Here is a 17,512-nt window from a genome sequence, read left to right on the forward strand (position 1 = left end):
AATGAAAATCAAAAAATTTAACCGGCGAACGTTGAAAAGGAGTGGGACGTATGCAGCTGATTGCCATGATCACGATGCTGATCGATCATATCGGTCTGATATTTTTTCCGGGTGAGATGGTGTGGCGGATCGTTGGTCGGATCGCTTTTCCGATTTACGCCTATGCGCTTGTGCAGGGGTATGCCCATACCAAGAACTACGGGAAATACGTGCTCCGTCTGTTCCTGATTGCGGCACTTTCGCAAATCCCTTATCAAATCGCCTTTGATACGAACGGCTTAAATATCGTGGCGACCCTTTTTATGGCCTCGCTGGTACTTAAGGTGCTTGACGGTGTAAAGCCCGGGCTTCTCTCGGTCGCCATCATTTTGGTTATGTGCGTTTTTTTGGAGGTGCTTCCTTTCGATTACGGGGCATATGGACTGCTTCTTGTGCTTATATTCAAATATGCGAGACCCGCCGAGATGCCGGTCATGCACCTGCTGCTTAATCTCGCTTATCTTTTCTCGTACGGATGGGTGCTGCAGATGGCCAGCATCGTTCCGACCTTACTTATTGCCTATGGTCCGGCACTGTGGAAAAGGTTGGAGGCTTGGCGCTTGCCGCGTTGGGTGTGGCGGGCGTTTTACCCGGCTCATTTGGCAATCTTGGCGGTAATCGTATATTTGGCGAACCTTTGACGGCGGAGAGGGGGAAGGCGATTGAGTTCGGCAACGGAAGGGGCCCAGCCTTTTATCGTGCAGGTTGAGGGCGGTTACAGGTATGGACGTTTTCTGGAAGATTCGGAGCGGCTGCTGCAAAGATATAAGAAAATGTCCCGCGAGCAAGTCGGATTTAGCGTGCTTGGGAAACCGATCCACGCTCTTGTTCTTGGCGGCGGTCCGGAACTGCTGCATTTGAACGCGGCGGTCCACGCAAATGAATGGATTACGGCGCCGCTGCTGCTGAGATTTGTGGAGCGGCTCGCGGGACGGAGCATCGAAGGTGCAAACGATTGGTTGACCCGGTATTCGTTATGGTTTGTCCCTTTGTCCAATCCGGACGGAGCCAATTTGGCGCAGGACGGCATTCCGTCCGGATGTCCGTATGCGGATAAGCTGCTCGAATGGAACGGGGAATCGGGCGATTTCAGCAGATGGAAAGCCAACATTCGCGGCGTGGACTTGAACGATCAGTTTCCGGCGTTCTGGGAAGAGGAGCATAACCGCCGAGCGGCCGAAGGGCCTTCTCCCCAGGACTTCGGCGGCACCGCGCCGCTCAGCGAGCCGGAGGCAGCGGCATTAGCGGGGTTGACTCGCGAAAAGAGATTTAGCAGAGTGCTTTCGCTGCACACGCAAGGGAAGGAAATCTATTGGAATTACAGGGATATGGAGCCGCCGGAAGCGGAAGGGTTGGCCGAACGCATGGCTCTGGCGGGAGGATACCGGGCTGTCAAGCTGAGCGGCAGCGACGCGGGTTACAAAGACTGGTTTATTCAGGAGTTCCGGCGTCCGGGGTTTACGGTAGAAGCCGGAGAAGGAGTCAATCCGCTACCTTACGGGGATTTCGAGCTGATCTATCAACAATTGGAGCCGGTTCTCGTTCATTTTATCCGGGGGTAACCCCGGATTTTTTGCTTTTTGAAATCAGGGAAATCGGGTACCTTATAGATAAGAAAGAAAGGAAAGCGGGGGAATCTATTCAAAATGAAATGGAAAAATTGGTGGTCGCTGCGGCGGTGGTCCCGCATTTTTCGCCGGGTTCCCAGGCTGCTCACTTCCTCGCGCGTACCGGTCGCCGATAAGCTGCTTTTAATCGCGCCCGCGCTTTTGTATTGGGTGCTGCCCGATGTTTTGCCCTGGATTCCCTTGGACGACATGGCGGTAACCTTGCTCCTGATGGACTGGTTTGTCGCCCGGGCGGACCGCAAATATCCTGAGGCCTAACGGTTTAGCTAAGATTTGAGAGCTTTTCGAGGAGTTATGCTTGCGCGATGAGCGCCTATTCTTTACAATAGGAATGTTAGCGAGTTACTCTTGTAAAGTTTGTAAAGTTCATTAGAGACAGGAGAGATCATATGAGCGTCAAAATTACCCGCAATGCGGCCAAAGTTATAAAGAAGGAAATGGAAAAGGAAGAGAACAAGGGTCTGGTGCTGAAGGTTTTCATTACTCATTCCCATGGCGACCATGCCCACTATGGCCTTGATTTGGTCAAGCCGGGCGAAAAGGACCAAGTCGTATCGACCGACAAAGAAATCGACGTGATCGTCGATTTGAACGAGCCGCTCCTGCAAGGCATCAAAATCGACTACTTGTATTTTCCGGAAGAAGGTTTTGTCATCACGAACCCTTCCCAAGGGAACCACGGTGACCACTAACAGCACAACCTTATAAAGAAGGGACCAAGCATGGCAAACGATATTCGCATTTGCGATAAATGCAATCATATCCGAATTAAGACCTTTGTGCCGAAGCTGCAAAAGCTCGCCCCGGACGCCGACATCAAAATCGGCTGCAAGTCTTACTGCGGCCCTTGCGGCAAACGGGCATTCGTTTATATCAACGGCCGTTACGTCAGCGCTCCTACGGAAGATGAAGTGCTGGCCAAGGCCGCGCCGTTCGTCAAGAAACCGAAAGAACAATAGATGGCAGGACAAAACCGCCGGAGAAGCGCTCTCCGGCGGTTTTGTTTACTTTATTCCTTTGCCGCCCACAGGCACGATGCGGATGGGTTCGACGCCGGCGATCATCGGCATGGCCCTCTGAATGGCTGCCTTCGTTTCTTCCATTTCAAGGGAAGCTTGATGTGCCGAGGCATCGCTCCATACCTCAGTGACCCATATGCAGTCGGGATCCGTCTCCGAAATATTCACTACGTACAGCTCGCATTCGTCAATGGATTGCATAGCGGCCGAAGCTTCCAGCAAGATCTGCAGCAAGGCTTCCCGCTGTCCGGACTTCGCCGTAAACTTTGCATACATCCCCGTTTTTGCCAAGCTCTTCACCTCGATTATTTTTGGCCTTGCCTTCATGATAAACGAAATATGCCGAATAAACCAACTTTAAGGGGTAGTGCTGCCGGCATCATCATTCTTTCTAAAATCGGCTATCAAATTAGAGGTAACGAGCGTATCCGAAATATCAAGCTGCTTCAGCGCTTCCTTATGAGGAGCCCGGCACGAATCAATATCGGTTTTGTCCCGCGTGGCGAGATCATAGCAGCTTCCGTTTTCGAACCGGTTGTCGGCCGAAGGAATATAATACAGCTTGCCGTCCGTGAACGCACCCGAACGAAGCACCACCATTCTTTGAGTATCCGGGCCGGAAAACATGTTGTTGCCCATCATATAATAGGGCGACGATGGAATGCCCAGCAAATGCAGCAGCGACGGAGCCATATCCAATTGCCCGGCGGGTTCGTCGTAAATACCCGCGTGCTTGCCGTCAGGAAGATGAACAAGCAGCGGCACTTGATTCATGATTTGATGCATGTCCAAATCGGTAAGCGGCTTGCCGAGGAATTTTTCGTAAGCGGCTTTGTCCGTGATGGAGTCGTCATGATCTCCGTAAAAATACAATATTGTATTGTCCCACAGACCATCCTGCTTCATGCCGTCGACGAGTTCGCCCAAAGCCGCATCCACGTAATGGACCGCCTGCAGGTAATCGCCGAAAATCGTTCCGTCGAATTCTCCCGTGTCCAGCTCCTGCAAGCGGTCCGGAAGCGAATAAGGATGATGGCTCGACAAAGTGATCAGGAACGAGTAGAACGGCTGCTTTTCCTGCGTCATATAATCCAGCGACTGGCGGAAGAAGGACTTGTCTCCAAGCGACCAGCCGAGCGGTTCGTCGATTTTGTAATCTTTTTTATTGTAGAACCGGTCGTATCCCATCGCTTTATAAACGATATTCCGGTTCCAGAAGCTGCCCTCGTAAGCATGGAAGGCCGCCGTGGTATAACAGCCCTGGTCTTTTAAAATCTTCGGCAGCACGTCATAATCGTTCTCCGGGTAACGGACGAATACCGAGCCGGTCGGCAGCGGATGCAGCGAGCTTTGCGAAGAAAAATCGGCGTCCGAAGTACGGCCTTGCCCGGTTTGATGATAATAATTCGGGAAATAGAGGCTTTCCTTCATCAGTTTGTTGATGTTGGGGGTAATCTCCTGCCCGCCGATTTCTTTGCCGATCATAAAGTTCATAAAAGCTTCGGCCTGAACGACGATGACATTCGAGTCCTTATAAGCGCCAAACGTGTCGTTCTCCACTTGACGGGTTCCCTGCGTATCTTTAAACCACTGCTGAATTTCGTCTTTTTCTGCCGCGGACAGCTTTTTGGGGCCTCCGACATGCTCTTTGATGTATTTGGAGGCGTCGTAATAATGAAATCCGAGCAGTCCGGTAACGTTGTACAGGGACACGTTCCACCAGTTGTTCTGGAACAAGCCAAGCGCCCAGGTTTTCGCGTAAAATGTGATCGGCCCGACCGCCATGGCAAAACCAAGCACAAAGACAAGCACTCCGTTCAAAAACGGCCGCAGGCGTTTGGGCTTGCGGGAAGCCGGACGAATGGAAAAGCTGTATCCGGCATGGAAATGATTGTTTGAGACGCTCCGCGGCTTGCCGCGAAGGGCAAAAAAGACCATGAGCAAAAACCAGGCCCCCCAGTCTGCGATTAGCCAAAGATCGGAATGGTGAATCAGCGACTGGATGCTGTCGCCGAGCTCACTCACCTGCCCGGCCTGCATCAGCACCGGTACCGTAATGAAATCCCCGAAATAGCGGTAATATACCAAATCCGAAAAAATAAGAGCGGTAAGCAGAACATTAAGACTAATCAGCGCGATCGTTCTTCCTCTTCGGGGCAGCCATATCGTCCAGAAGGAAACGAGCAAAATGGAGCCGACGGCGATGATGTCGTCCAGCCAATTCATGTCGATGTACAAGGCATGCAGGTTGGAGTGGAGAATTCTCAGTTTTAAAAAGATAGCGGCGATAAATAAAAGATACTCCAGATTGCGGAATTGCAGCAGATTGACGATCCGGCTCTGACCGCCAAACCCGCGGTTTGAAGAAAAATTCATATGTAAGCCTGACTCCTTTCGTAAAGGGAGAAACCCTCCCACCGAAGCCTAATGGCGTGGAGGAAGGGGTCCCAGAAACTGCAGATATTGACATTCGATGCGGCCGTTGAACAGCTTGCGCCGCTTGTCCGCTTTGCGCTGGAAATCGTGCTCGAACTGCTTGGTTGGCGTCAAAGTGAAGAAGGACCAGGTCGGCAGCTCGGCGGTCACGCGACCAAGCTGGGCAATCAGCCGGCGCACTTCCTTTTCTTCCCCGATCCGTTCCCCGTAAGGAGGGTTCGTAATCATGCAGCCGTAATCGCCCTCGGGGCGGATTCTGGCGGCGGGAAGAACCTGAAAGTCGATTTCCTTGGCAAGTCCGGCGGCTTTGGCGGCAGCTTTGGCGATTTCGATCGCTTCCGGGTCGATGTCGCTGCCGGCGATATTCAGCGGAATGTCGTCTTTTACCGCGTCGATCGCTTCTTCTCTTGCCTGCTGCCAGAGCGCTTCCGGCACGGCCGGCCAACTCTCGGCGTTGAACGTGCGCCGCAGTCCGGGCGCGATGTTCCAGCCGATCATCGCCGCTTCGATCGGCAGCGTCCCCGAGCCGCAGCACGGGTCGTAGAACGGGCGCGCCGGGTTTTGATTCCAGCGGCTGAGCAGGATCATCGCGGCCGCCATCGTTTCCTTAAGCGGCGCTTCCGTCGCCTGCTTGCGGTAGCCGCGTTTATGCAGCGCGGGACCGGTCGTATCGAGCGTAAGCAGCGCCTTGTCGTTCAGGAGATTAATCTCAATTACGTAACGAGGGCCGGTTTCCTCGAACCATTCGGTGGTGTACGACTGCTTCAGCTTTTCGACCACCGCTTTTTTGACGATGCCCTGACAAGCAGGGACGCTGCTGAGCTGCGATTTATGCGACCGTCCTTCCACCGGGAATTCCCCGTTCGCGGGGATCCAGTCCTCCCAAGGCAGCGCTTTCGTGCCTTCGAACAGCTCGTCGAACGTCACGGCGGAGAATTCGCCCATTTTGATCAAAATACGATCGGAGGTCCGCAGCCACAAATTGCAGCTGCAAATATCGATAAAATCTCCGCTGAAGGTCACGCGGCCGTTTTCGGTCACGGTATCGGCGTATCCTAAATCTTTCAGTTCGCGGGCTACCACGGCTTCAAGCCCCATGGGAGCGGTTGCGATAAGTTGCAAAGGTCCTGACATATTAGAAGATCAACTCCAGCTCTACTCAAAACTTGTGGGATAGCGGCAAAAACCATACAATTCAGTATAGGACAATGTTCAACAAGTTACAAACCTCATTTTACCCATCATTGACAATCGGGCATGATCCGCACCTGGGTAAAATGGAATAGAAAGGACGACGAAATCCATGCTTACTTCGGAACAATACAGTGAAGAATTATATAAAAAAGACGAGGTTCTGGCCAAGGTGACCCAATCGATTCTGGACAGCGGAATGAACGATGTGTCGGTGGCCCCCGGTTACGGCCGGTTGCTTACCCTTCTGGTCAAGCTGTCGGGCGCGAAGTCGGTGCTTGAAATCGGCGCGCTTGGCGGATATAGCGGCGTATGTCTGGCGAGAGGGCTGGCGGAAGGCGGCCGGCTCGTGTCGCTGGAGCTGAAAGCGGAAAACGCGGAACTGGCGCGGAGAAACCTGGAAGGAGCCGGATACGGCGGCGCGGCCGAATATCGGATCGGGCCCGCGCTGGACAGCTTGGAGGACCTGGAGGAGCGCGGCGAACGGTTTGACTTCTTTTTTATCGATGCGGACAAAGAAAATTATCCGGCCTATCTGGAATACGCCATCAAGCTGGCGAATCCGGGCGCGCTGATCGCCGGGGATAACCTTCTGCTGCGGGGGCGTACGCTGAATCCGGAGAAGAACGGACCGTCCGTGCAAGCGATGCGGAGGTTCAACGAGATGATCGCCCGCGACGAACGGTTGACCAGCACGGTACTGCCGGCTTACGACGGCTTAGCTTTGGCTTTGGTCAAATAACCGGATCAATAACGATGAAGAAAGACTCGCTTGAAAAAGTGAGTCTTTCTTTGTGAAAATTACCACAAAATAATTACGGGGGATTTTTACTTTCTTTTTTGGCGGCAGGGCTTGATTTTGAAAGGGTTTACGGTACTTTTGTGGTACGCTGTTAACAGCTGGGGATCGTTAAACTGCGGAACTTAACTCAAACTAAACTAATCGGGGAGTCGAAATGATATATACGGTTACGTTAAATCCATCGATTGATTACATTGTGGAAATTGCGAATTTGAAGACGGGCGCTTTGAATCGGATGACCCGGGATCTCAAGCTTCCGGGCGGAAAAGGGATCAACGTTTCCCGCGTCCTGAGCAGATTGGGGGTGGAGAACACCGCGCTTGGTTTTTTGGGGGGATTTACCGGACGGCATATCGAGGAGCTTTTGCGGGCGGAATCGATTCGGACCGACTTCGTGCGCGTAGCGGGGGATACCCGGATTAACATCAAGCTGAAGCATGGAGAAGAGACGGAAATCAACGGCCAAGGCCCGGAAATTTCTCGCGAAGAAGCGGAGGGCTTGCTGCAAAAGCTGTCGGCGCTGCGTAAAGGGGATGTTCTCGTCTTGTCCGGAAGCGTTCCTCCTTCGTTGGGCGGCGATTTTTACGGGAGCTTGATCGGCGCTTGCATACAGGTTGGAGCCGATTTTGTGATCGACACGACCGGAGAGGCGCTACGGCAGGCACTTGTTCATAGGCCGCTGCTCGTGAAGCCCAACCATCACGAATTGGCTGAGCTGTTCGGGGTGAAGATTGAGACCCGGGAGGAGCTTGTGTTCTATGGCAGCAAACTACTTGAGGATGGCGCGCAGCATGTGCTGATTTCCATGGCGGAGGAAGGAGCTTTGCTCATTACGGCGGATACGGTTTATCACGCAAGCGCTCCGTCAGGATCCGTAAGGAATTCGGCCGGGGCCGGGGATTCGATGATCGCCGGATTTGTCGGTACGCTGGCGCTTGGCGGGGATTTCCTTGAAGCGTTCCGCACGGGGGCGGCAGCCGGGAGCGCTACGGCGTATTCCGATGATCTGGCCGAAAAAGAGCAAATGGACAAGCTTCGTTCTCAAGTGGCTATTTCAAGATGGCGTTAAGAAAAGCTTTTATCGGCCATGCAGCGATCGGGAATCTATCGGCTTGACGCCTTTACGAGCAAGTCGTATGTTACCATATGAAGGCAAACTTTTTCTTCGCAGGAGGTTGTGGAATGAGCATATACGAATACAAAGCGAAAAACATCCGCGGTCAGGAAATCGGCTTGGATGCCTATCAAGGAAAGGTTCTTCTGGTAGTAAATACGGCAAGCAAATGCGGCTATACTCCCCAATACGAAAGCTTGCAGAAGCTGTATGAGACTTATATGGATAAAGGCCTCGTAATTGTCGGATTCCCCTGCAACCAGTTTGGCGGACAAGAACCGGACAGCAATGAGAATATCCAGGCTTTCTGCACCTTGAATTATGGGGTAACGTTCCCTATGTTTGAGAAAATCGACGTCCTGGGTCCCGACAAACACCCTTTGTTCGCTTACTTGACGGAGCGCCTGCCGTTCCAGGGCTTTGACCTCGAGAACTCAAACGCTAAATTTTTGCATGATATCCTGGCTGAACATAACCCAGAATCATTGACCAACAATGAGATCAAGTGGAATTTTACGAAGTTCTTGATTAACCGTGAGGGCGAACCCGTTCAGCGATTTGAGTCGCCGGTCGATCCGCTGGAGATTGGGAATGCCATCGAGAAGCTCATCTAGTTTCTTTGATCCGGTCACTTTACGTGAAAAAAAAGCACTGCAACCTAATCGGGCTGCAGTGCTTTTTTGATTGAGTTTTTCAAAAGTTTGGATTTGGCGCAGCTTACTGCTGCTCATTCCGGTACAGGTGGCTCCATCCGTTGCCGATGAACTGCTGCGGAAATTCCTGCTGGTGAGGCGGCTGTTGTTCAGATTCCCGAGTGTAGTAACCCGAGGGCGCGTAGGTCATCGGCGACGGGGCTGAAGGAGTCACAGGGACCGTGGCGCCGACCGGAGCGTTCGGTTTGTTCTCGGCACCCTTCACGCAATTTGCGGGAGGTCCGATGATGACCGTATCCTTCAGAGGGGCAAACGCTTCTTTCACTTTGTTTTCGTCAAGGCAGTAAGTATGGGCAAACACACTTGCCGGCGTTAATCTCAGCATATCGGAGGCCGTGATGATTTCCGGAACCGGCGCATCGAAGATCGCAATCAACTTGGTGTCGTCGGCCGTTGCGATCTCGTAATGCCACCACCCTTGCGGAACATTGGCGACTTGGCCCGGGTGAACCGGAAAATTGAGCAGTTTTTTCGTAAAGGGATTGATCAAGGACACGACCGCCGAGCCTGCGATGCAGTAAACCAATTCCGAAGCGTTTTGATGAATATGCGGTTCGACGACATTTCCTCTGGTGAGGCGGATTTCCAAAATCGACGTATTCCCCAAAGTATTCAGTTGGTCGATTCCAAGAGCGTTAATATAATTGTGACTATCCTTTATGAAAAAAGGATTGTTTTTGAGATCATACGTGAACTGAACATTAGGGGAGGTAAAATCCATATAAGATACAGCCACTTGCGTTCCCTGCCTTTCTTTTGATGATATGGGCTTTTGCCCTGATGAAGTATCCTATGATGCAGACCTATTTAGTGTGATTCGGAAGCGAATGTTCCGTTTTTCACAAAATTCGATTGATTAATAAATGCAGGGTAAAGTATAATGATGCGGGCTTGGCTATATAAAATACGGCAGCCAGAAGGAATTGTGAATTCATGGAAACTCAAAACGAAAACCGTGCTTTAAAAAAATCGGTGACTTTTATCGAAGCGCTGGCGATTGTGGTAGGCGTGATCATCGGATCGGGCATTTTCCTCAAACCGGGCATCGTGCTCAGCGACGCGGGCTCGCCTTGGATGAGCATCCTGGCTTGGGTAGCCGGCGGGATCATTACTTTGGCAGCGGCCCTTTCCGTTGCGGAAATCTCCTCGGCGATTCCTAAGACCGGCGGACTGTACGCCTATCTTGGCGAGCTCTACGGGAACGTATTCGGCTTTCTGCTCGGCTGGGTGCAGACGATCATTTCTTATCCGGCTTCGGTGGCGGCACTGGCGATTGCATTCGCCTCATATTCCGGATTTTTCATTCCGATGAACGGGCTTGAACAAAAACTCCTCGCCGTAGCTATTTTGATATTTATACTCGTCATGAACGTCATCGCTACGAAATACGGTGGCATGATCCAGACCATCGCGACGGTCGGCAAGCTCGTTCCGGTCGTAGGGATTATCGGTTTCGGGCTGTTTTCCGGCGGGGCTCCGGGTTTCGGCGGCATTCATTCGGCCGCGACGGGCGCCGGATTTGGCGTAGCGGTGCTAGGCACGCTGTGGGCGTACGACGGCTGGATCGGCGTGACGAATATGGCGGGGGAGATCAAGAACCCGGCCAAAACGCTGCCGAAGGTCATTTCCATCGGCGTTATTTTTGTGATATTCGTGTATGTGCTGTTCAATTTCGCCATTTTCAAGGTATTGCCTTACGAGGCGATTGTGAGCTCGAAGGCGCCCAGTGCCGACGCGGCGGAAAAGTTATTCGGGGGCGGGGGCGGCAGCTTTATTACGGCCGGCATCATCGTGTCCGTATTGGGAGCGCTGAACGGCTATCTGATGACCGCGGCTCGGGTTCCGCAGGCGATGGGCGAAAAGGGTGAACTTCCATTCTCACGGATGCTCAGCCGGATCCACCCGAAATTTCAGACGCCGGCGAATGCGCTGATTTTTCAAGGACTATTGGCGATAATCTATATCTTTTCCGGGACGTTTGATACTTTGACGAATTTGCTGATTTTCGTACTCTGGATCTTTTTTACGATGGGTGTGTTCGGGGTATTCCTGCTGCGGCGGAGAAAACCGGCCGGGTCAGGACTGTACCGCGTTCCGCTCTTCCCGCTGACGCCCCTGGTCGGTATCGTGGGCGGCGTGTATATTTTGGGGAGCACGGTGATCAGCAATCCGGTTCAATCGATGATTGGCATCGGCATTACTTTGATCGGGCTGCCGGTATATTACTTCATGAGCCGTCCAACAAAGGATTAAAAGAATAACTGGAAAAATCGGTAGTCACCGGATGCGGGGAACTTTACGTTCTCCGCATTTTTCGTTTCGGCCGTCCATAAAAATAGGTGAGGAGCGACAGAAATTGAGAGGAGAGTGAAGAGGACCATGCCGTATCCCATGTATCCTTATATGGGCTGGGAACACCGCTGCACGAACGTTCCCGTTGTGTTTCCCCCGCAGCATCAGGACCGGCATCCCGGGTTTGAATATGTGATGGATCCCCGTCCGATATCGAGCAATTTAGCCTATACCGGTAGCGGAAGGCTGAATCAAAGGATAGCGATCGTCACCGGAGGGGATAGCGGGATCGGACGCGCGGTGGCGATCGCGTTCGCCAAGGAAGGCGCCGATCTGGTCATTCCTTATTTAGACGAGCATCGGGATGCGGCCGAAACAAAGCAAGCGATCCGGGAGCTCGGACGGGAGTGCGTGACCATTGCCGCGGATTTGCGTCAGGAGGAGGCCTGCCGTTTTGTCGTGAAGCAAACGATCCAAACTTTTGGACGGCTGAACATTTTGGTCAATAATCATGGCGTGCAATTCCATCAAAGCAGCATATTGGATATTACGAGGGAGCAACTGATGAATACGTTCCAGACGAATATCCTTTCATTCTTCGATATGACCAAAGCCGCGTTGCCCTTTTTGGCGGCAGGAAGCTCTATCATTAACACGACCTCGGACACGGCGTTTTCCGGCATGGCCAACATGATCGATTATACGGCAACCAAAGGGGCCATCGTATCCTTTACCCGCTCGTTAGCCTTGTCTCTGGCCGACCAGGGTATCCGCGTCAACGCGGTGGCGCCCGGACCGACGTGGACGCCGCTGATCCCTTCCGCGTTTACGGCGGAGGAGGTGCGGACCTTCGGCACGGAGGTGCCGCTGCGGCGGCCGGGGCAGCCGTTCGAGCTGGCACCGGTCTATGTGCTGCTGGCGTCCGACGATGCCTCCTACATCTCCGGCCAAATTATGTTTGCAAACGGCGGATCGGTCGTGACTTGATTTGAAATCCCGGGACAGATCCGCTCCGGATATCCGTAATCGATTGCAGTACGATACTGCTATTTTTGCGGCCCTCTACTATATCTCAATTTTCGGCTTTCACAGCCGCTCACTGCGACGTACGTGAAAAAAGCCTGCAAAAGTGCAGCTTTTTGGCTTCTACAGGCTCGTTCTGGAGAAAACCTGCAAAAGTGCAGGAATTTAGGCCATTATCGTCTAAATCACAGCTTACTATGCTCAAAAAACTGCAATTTTGCAGGAATTCAACCATCATGCATGCAAAAAGGTTCCAAAAGATGTATTTTTGCAGGTTTTGGTCATAGGTGTTCATAGTCGCTGTATCGCGTTCGTTTGAAGCTCGTATCTCACGATATGCTTGCCTTTTACCCCGTAGACCGCGGCAAATAACCCCTTAGTACATAACGATTGAAGCACTCGAACCGCGGTGCGATGATTTATGCTTAAATAAGTCTCTACATCGATTGGGCGCAGCGGGCGGCCTAGCGTGCAGGCTAAGCGGAGAATCTCTCTTTCCATGACATCATCGAAATCAACCTGAGCAAAGGATGTCTGATAACGGCTTAACACCAATCGCAGAAGTGTTATGCATAGTTCGGGACGGTTAGCGGCGTCGTCATAAGCAAAAGAGATAACCTGAAACCCCATCGCTGCCAAAAACGTTTCCCGATTCAGCTCGTTGCAGTATTTTTGCCGGTCCATATCTTTTACATGCGCTCCAAATCCCTTGACTTCCATAATCAGCTTTACCGGAGGCGTAAGCCAGGCGAAGTCGCAGAAGTACGACAGCCCTCGCCAATCGAGAACCTCATACTCCGGATGCAAATCGTCGAAATTACCGCGAAGCGGCCACCAAACGTTGCGGCAAAACAATTTTTCGGCTTCCCGGTGCCCTCGCTCCAAACGCCCCTTTCTTTCACCGTTTCTCCGACGCAGATGATGTTCGATAAAGATGGAATGCGATTGTTCAAAAGTCATCCTATTTCCCTCCCCAAAAAATAAAACGCCCCGGCTCCATATAAATGGATCGGGACGTTCTTCGTCTTACTATGATAGTATCCGTTATCCGAAGTGATTTCAAATACCGATTGACAGAAGCGCGGATCTGCTTTACATTATGAATGAATTAAAAATTATTCATTCACCGTTCACCTATCCGGTATATATACTAAATTGGAGGTACACCAAGTGGAGGACAAAAAAGCCGAACTCTTTCGCTGCGGAAAAGAATTGTTCAGCGCAAAGGGATTTAAAGATACCAGCATCGCCGACATTACGAAAAAAGCGGGAATGGCCGTGGGTACTTTCTACAACTACTATTCATCGAAAGAAAAGTTGTTTATGGACATTTTTCTGGAGGAGAACGTCAAGCTGAAAAAAAGTATGGTGACAGCTATTGATCCCGGCCAGGATCCGTTATCCATGATCAAAGGATTTCTGTCGATGAACCTCGAGGGAATGAAATCGAATCCCATTCTGAAAGAATGGTACAACCGGGACGTCTTCGGCAAAATTGAAAAGCAATATCGCGAGGATCAGGGAAACGATGCGGTTGATTTCATATACGGCGGTGCGGCCGAAATGGTTCAAAAATGGCAGGAAGAAGGAAAGATGCGGAGCGATATCAAGCTTGAGATGATCATGGCCATTTTTGGGGCATTGATTAATATCGATACCCATAAAGAAGAAATCGGGCTTGAATTTTTCCCCGAATTGTTGGATCACATGACGGAGTTTGTTATGAAAGGGTTAGCGAAGCCGTTTTAGTGAGAGTTCGGGCCGGAAAAATTTCCGGCACCGTAAAATGAATGAATATAAAAATGTTCATTCAATATGCAGGAATATTTTGGCATGTTAAGCCATAGATAGGAGGAGAAAGACGTGAGCCAAGCCGTAGCCGTCCAATCCATAAGCCTTGGGATGGGGACGGAAATATTGCATAACGCGTTCGGCGAACTTGCCAAGGAAGCGCTGCGTGCCGCAGAAGCTGAGGCGGAAAGGCTGGAAAATATGCTGAGCCGGTTTATTCCGGGCAGCGAGGTCGGCAGAATCAACGAATCCGCCGGCAAAAGGCCTGAAAGGATCAGCACCGAAGCCTATGAAGTGTTATCGACTGCCGTTGGCTTTTCCCGCCGTTGTCTGGGCTTGTTCGATGTTACTATCGGACCTTTGGTAAAGCTGTGGAATTACAAGTATGCGTCACGTATTCCCGAAGAGAGGAGGATCAGGGAAGCCCTTACTCTGGTGAACTATAAGGATATAGCGTTGGATTCTTCGGCAATGACAGCAGGGCTTTCCAAACCGGGACAATCCATCGACCTCGGAGGAATCGGGAAAGGGTACGCCAGCGATAAAATTTTGGAGGTGTTCCGGAAATTCGGCATTTCATCGGCATTCTCAAATATCGGCGGAAACGTGGCCGTGTTGGGGGCAAGGCCGGACGGATCGCCGTGGCGTGTGGGAATCCGGCATCCCAGACATGAGAAGAGATTGGCCGGCGTCGTTTCGGTTACGGACCGGGCGGTAGTCACATCCGGCGATGACCAGCGTTACTTTGTGGACGGCGAGGGGAAACGGCGCCACCATATTTTGGACCCCTCCACGGGCTATCCGGCGGAATCGGGTTTGGTAAGCGCAACTGTGATTACGGACAGTGCTATGGCTGCCGATGCGTTGTCGACCATCTTGTTTGTCGCCGGGCTCAATAGAGGCATGGAGCTTTTGGGGAGCTTTCCGGAGGCAGAGGCTATTTTCGTGGACAGCGACTTGCGGATTCACGTTACTCCGGGACTGAAAGACCGCTTTCGGGCGAGTGAGGAGATGAAGACATATATTCTGGAGAGATGAAAGGAGAGGGTCGATATGACAGAAAAGCGGAACATCCGGAAAAAGAAAGGGAGATTGAAAATGTGGATTATTGGACTGGTTATTCTTTTGGTGGCGGGAGCGGGCGGAGCAATGCTTTTTACGGAAGGGGAGCGGCGTGAAGGTAGGAATCTGCCTATTTCTAACGTGAATTTCAAACAGCTCAAAGACGGTACTTATACCGGAGAGTACGAAGGCGGAAAGTACAAAATGAGAGCCAATAAGGTCCAGGTAACTATATCCTCGGGCAAAGTAACGGATATCAAGGTGTTGATGAACAAGGAGAAACGCACGTCCGAATTCTCGAACGAATTGTTCGGAAGGGTTGTCCGGTCGCAGTCTTTACAGGTAGATACGATCAGCGGAGCGACGATTACTTCGAAGGCTTACCTTAAGTCGGTGGAAGATGCGCTTAAACATGCCCTGAAATAGCTTTTGCAGCAATGGGGACTTTCTAACGGAACGAAAGAGGGGTAAACGATGATATTTTATTTTTCGGGGACGGGCAATTCACTTTTTGCCGCCAAACATATCGCCAGCCAAAGCGCCGAAGAACTGGTGTCCATATCCGCGGCGGTTAACGGCGGGGGGAGCAGCTACGAATACGATCTGAAAGAAAATGAAATCGTAGGATTCGTGCACCCGGTTTATGCATGGGGGCCGCCGCCTATCGTACTTGAATTTATCTCAAAACTCAAGCTGAATCATTACCGGGGAAATTACGTATTCTCCGTTGCTACCTGCGGAGGCAGCGCGGGTAATACCATGGAGGTCGTAAAGGCCAGGCTGAAGGGACGGGGAATTACGTTAAACGGCGGATTCTCCATCGTCATGCCGAACAACTATATTTTAATGGGCGACGTGGATTCCAAAGAGATCGAGCAGGAAAAACTGATCTCGGCGAGCCAAGTCCTGCGGGACATTAACCAAGCGATTCATCGCAGAACATCGGAGTTCCGTGTCGAAAAAGGCCGATTCGCTTGGATATTAACCGGAGTGGTCAACCCTATGTTTGCCAAACATGCTTCGGACGCGTCGAAATTTTTTGCGGATGACCGCTGTACCGGCTGCGGTATATGCGAAAAGGTATGCAACCTTCGCAATATTAAAGTTACGGATGGACCGCAATGGGGACAGCGCTGCACCCAATGCCTGGCGTGCGTTCACTACTGCCCCTCGAAAGCGATTCAATACGGTAAAGCTACTATAAAAAAAGGAAGGTACACCAACCCTCATATCAGCATTCAGGAAATTATAAAGGAAAATCGGTTGAACGGCTGAGTTCGGCCCAAGCTTCGGCTTCGGCAGCGCGGGCTTTGGAGGCTTTGTCGGCGGCGCTAAGGGCATCCGAACCGAGCAAAAGGCGGAGCGGCGGCTCTTCAAGCTGCACCAGGTCCGTAATTATTTTCGCGGCGCGGGCCGGGTCCCCGGGCTGTTTCCCTTCAAACGATTCGCGGAACCGATGCAGCGCGCCGACCGTCTCTTCATAATCCGCGCCAACCGGGCTTTTGCGCATCGACGAACCGTTCCAATCGGTGCGGAATCCGCCCGGCTCGACAATGATGACTTTGATGCCAAGCGGCTTCACTTCGTTATTTAATACTTCGGAGAAGCCTTCAACCGCGTATTTAGCGGTTTGATACGCTCCCATTCCGGGCGTTCCGCCGACTCGTCCGCCTATGGACGAAAACTGGATAATGTGGCCCGAGCGCTGTTTGCGGAGGACGGGCAAAGCGGCTTTCGTCACATTCACTACACCGAATAAATTCGTTTCGATCTGCGCACGAAAGTCCTCATCGTCCATCTCCTCGATCGGTGCGCTGTTTGCGTATCCGGCGTTATTGACAACGATGTCGAGGGCTCCAAATTCGTCCAGCGCTGTTTGTACGGCGGCACGAGCGGCCTCCGCCTCCGTGACATCAAGCTCAATGGTGCGAACCCGATCGCCATATGTTTCCGACAGTTCGCGAAGCTGCTCGGGACGGCGTGCGGTGGCGACGACCCGGTCACCTTTTTCCAGCGCCGCAATGGCAAGCTCTTTGCCCAGTCCCCGGGAGCTTCCGGTAATAAGCCATACTTTCGACATGCTATTCTTCATCCTTTCTCGGATATAGGTTATTAGTGCGCGTTTTGCGGTTCGTATGAAGAATAACACATTACACATACAAAGTAAACAAAAGAGACGTATATTGTCTATTTAATATCACTCCGAGTCTCGAAAGTCATCTGTAATGGCTTTTGGACAGGTACCGGATCGACTTGAGGATTTGCGTCAGAACAAGTTATTTGCTCTGGCCACCGACGCCCCAAAACGCGCATCCTTCTCATCCCTCCGACACTTAAAATAGCGGTCTTCGTATTATCAGGTTAGCCAGAATTTCTGGTTGGCCTTTTTTTATGGTCGTTTT

The 17,512-nt window shown here is 51.7% G+C and carries 20 protein-coding genes; 14 read left to right on the forward strand and 6 right to left on the reverse strand.

What is annotated here, in order from left to right:
* Positions 1-50 precede the first annotated feature (50 nt).
* From ACI48K_RS19080 to ACI48K_RS19100, 5 genes are all read left to right on the forward strand, one after another.
* A complete protein-coding gene (locus ACI48K_RS19080; RefSeq protein ID WP_475029209.1) occupies positions 51-680 on the forward strand; it encodes a TraX family protein in 630 nt (209 codons plus the stop codon).
* A gap of 21 nt (positions 681-701) precedes the next feature.
* A complete protein-coding gene (locus ACI48K_RS19085) occupies positions 702-1,601 on the forward strand; it encodes a M14 family metallopeptidase (RefSeq protein WP_475029210.1) in 900 nt (299 codons plus the stop codon).
* Positions 1,602-1,685: 84 nt separating this feature from the next.
* Entirely contained in the window at positions 1,686-1,925 is a 240-nt protein-coding gene (locus tag ACI48K_RS19090) for a hypothetical protein (protein WP_475029211.1), read from the forward strand.
* Between the two features lie 131 nt (positions 1,926-2,056).
* Positions 2,057-2,359: an iron-sulfur cluster assembly accessory protein gene (locus tag ACI48K_RS19095; RefSeq protein ID WP_475029212.1), complete on the forward strand. Its 303-nt coding sequence runs from the start codon at positions 2,057-2,059 to the stop codon at positions 2,357-2,359.
* Positions 2,360-2,389: 30 nt separating this feature from the next.
* Entirely contained in the window at positions 2,390-2,626 is a 237-nt protein-coding gene (locus ACI48K_RS19100; protein ID WP_475029213.1) for a YuzB family protein, read from the forward strand.
* Positions 2,627-2,671: 45 nt separating this feature from the next.
* Here the strand turns inward: ACI48K_RS19100 and ACI48K_RS19105 are convergent, their stop codons facing one another.
* From ACI48K_RS19105 to ACI48K_RS19115, 3 genes are read right to left on the reverse strand one after another with little or no spacing between them, the layout of a single operon-like run.
* A complete protein-coding gene (locus ACI48K_RS19105) occupies positions 2,672-2,986 on the reverse strand; it encodes a putative quinol monooxygenase (RefSeq protein WP_475029214.1) in 315 nt (104 codons plus the stop codon).
* 57 nt (positions 2,987-3,043) lie between these two features.
* Complete coding sequence (locus tag ACI48K_RS19110; RefSeq protein WP_475029215.1) at positions 3,044-5,062, reverse strand: LTA synthase family protein; 2,019 nt, start codon at positions 5,060-5,062, stop codon at positions 3,044-3,046.
* Positions 5,063-5,110: 48 nt separating this feature from the next.
* On the reverse strand, positions 5,111-6,256 hold the full coding sequence (locus ACI48K_RS19115; RefSeq protein ID WP_475029216.1) for a THUMP domain-containing class I SAM-dependent RNA methyltransferase: 1,146 nt from the start codon (positions 6,254-6,256) through the stop codon (positions 5,111-5,113).
* Between the two features lie 169 nt (positions 6,257-6,425).
* On the opposite strand from ACI48K_RS19115, the gene ACI48K_RS19120 reads away from it, so the two are divergent.
* The 3 genes from ACI48K_RS19120 to ACI48K_RS19130 all read left to right on the forward strand — a co-directional run bounded on the left by ACI48K_RS19120 (position 6,426) and on the right by ACI48K_RS19130 (position 8,843).
* Complete coding sequence (locus tag ACI48K_RS19120) at positions 6,426-7,055, forward strand: O-methyltransferase (RefSeq protein WP_475029217.1); 630 nt, start codon at positions 6,426-6,428, stop codon at positions 7,053-7,055.
* A 214-nt stretch (positions 7,056-7,269) separates the two neighbouring features.
* Positions 7,270-8,184, forward strand: coding sequence for a 1-phosphofructokinase (gene pfkB / locus ACI48K_RS19125; RefSeq protein WP_475029218.1), 915 nt, complete (start codon positions 7,270-7,272; stop codon positions 8,182-8,184).
* Positions 8,185-8,297: 113 nt separating this feature from the next.
* Positions 8,298-8,843 carry a glutathione peroxidase gene (locus tag ACI48K_RS19130; protein ID WP_475029219.1) on the forward strand — a complete coding sequence of 182 codons (546 nt, stop codon included), beginning with the start codon at positions 8,298-8,300 and terminating at the stop codon, positions 8,841-8,843.
* Between the two features lie 103 nt (positions 8,844-8,946).
* Here ACI48K_RS19130 and ACI48K_RS19135 read toward each other — a convergent pair whose 3' ends face one another.
* Positions 8,947-9,678, reverse strand: coding sequence for a cupin domain-containing protein (locus tag ACI48K_RS19135; RefSeq protein WP_475029220.1), 732 nt, complete (start codon positions 9,676-9,678; stop codon positions 8,947-8,949).
* A gap of 197 nt (positions 9,679-9,875) precedes the next feature.
* On the opposite strand from ACI48K_RS19135, the gene ACI48K_RS19140 reads away from it, so the two are divergent.
* A complete protein-coding gene (locus tag ACI48K_RS19140) occupies positions 9,876-11,195 on the forward strand; it encodes an APC family permease (protein WP_475029221.1) in 1,320 nt (439 codons plus the stop codon).
* Between the two features lie 126 nt (positions 11,196-11,321).
* Positions 11,322-12,221 carry an SDR family oxidoreductase gene (locus ACI48K_RS19145; protein WP_475029222.1) on the forward strand — a complete coding sequence of 300 codons (900 nt, stop codon included), beginning with the start codon at positions 11,322-11,324 and terminating at the stop codon, positions 12,219-12,221.
* Between the two features lie 327 nt (positions 12,222-12,548).
* Here the strand turns inward: ACI48K_RS19145 and ACI48K_RS19150 are convergent, their stop codons facing one another.
* Positions 12,549-13,217 carry a hypothetical protein gene (locus tag ACI48K_RS19150; RefSeq protein ID WP_475029223.1) on the reverse strand — a complete coding sequence of 223 codons (669 nt, stop codon included), beginning with the start codon at positions 13,215-13,217 and terminating at the stop codon, positions 12,549-12,551.
* 210 nt (positions 13,218-13,427) lie between these two features.
* Here ACI48K_RS19150 and ACI48K_RS19155 point away from each other — a divergent pair, with 210 nt between their 5' ends.
* From ACI48K_RS19155 to ACI48K_RS19170, 4 genes are all read left to right on the forward strand, one after another.
* Positions 13,428-14,006, forward strand: a complete 579-nt coding sequence (locus tag ACI48K_RS19155) for a TetR/AcrR family transcriptional regulator (protein WP_475029224.1) — start codon at positions 13,428-13,430, stop codon at positions 14,004-14,006.
* Between the two features lie 114 nt (positions 14,007-14,120).
* The gene (locus tag ACI48K_RS19160) at positions 14,121-15,086 is read left to right on the forward strand and encodes an FAD:protein FMN transferase (RefSeq protein WP_475029225.1); all 966 of its coding nucleotides are present in this window, start codon (positions 14,121-14,123) and stop codon (positions 15,084-15,086) included.
* A 15-nt stretch (positions 15,087-15,101) separates the two neighbouring features.
* Positions 15,102-15,536: an FMN-binding protein gene (locus ACI48K_RS19165; RefSeq protein ID WP_475029226.1), complete on the forward strand. Its 435-nt coding sequence runs from the start codon at positions 15,102-15,104 to the stop codon at positions 15,534-15,536.
* A 48-nt stretch (positions 15,537-15,584) separates the two neighbouring features.
* Positions 15,585-16,385 carry an EFR1 family ferrodoxin gene (locus tag ACI48K_RS19170; RefSeq protein WP_475029227.1) on the forward strand — a complete coding sequence of 267 codons (801 nt, stop codon included), beginning with the start codon at positions 15,585-15,587 and terminating at the stop codon, positions 16,383-16,385.
* On the opposite strand, the gene ACI48K_RS19175 is transcribed toward ACI48K_RS19170, so the two are convergent.
* Positions 16,357-17,190, reverse strand: a complete 834-nt coding sequence (locus tag ACI48K_RS19175; RefSeq protein ID WP_475029228.1) for an oxidoreductase — start codon at positions 17,188-17,190, stop codon at positions 16,357-16,359. The two genes, ACI48K_RS19170 and ACI48K_RS19175, sit on opposite strands and share 29 nt — an antisense overlap.
* Positions 17,191-17,512 lie beyond the last annotated feature (322 nt).

The organism is Paenibacillus terrisolis, assembly GCF_056171975.1.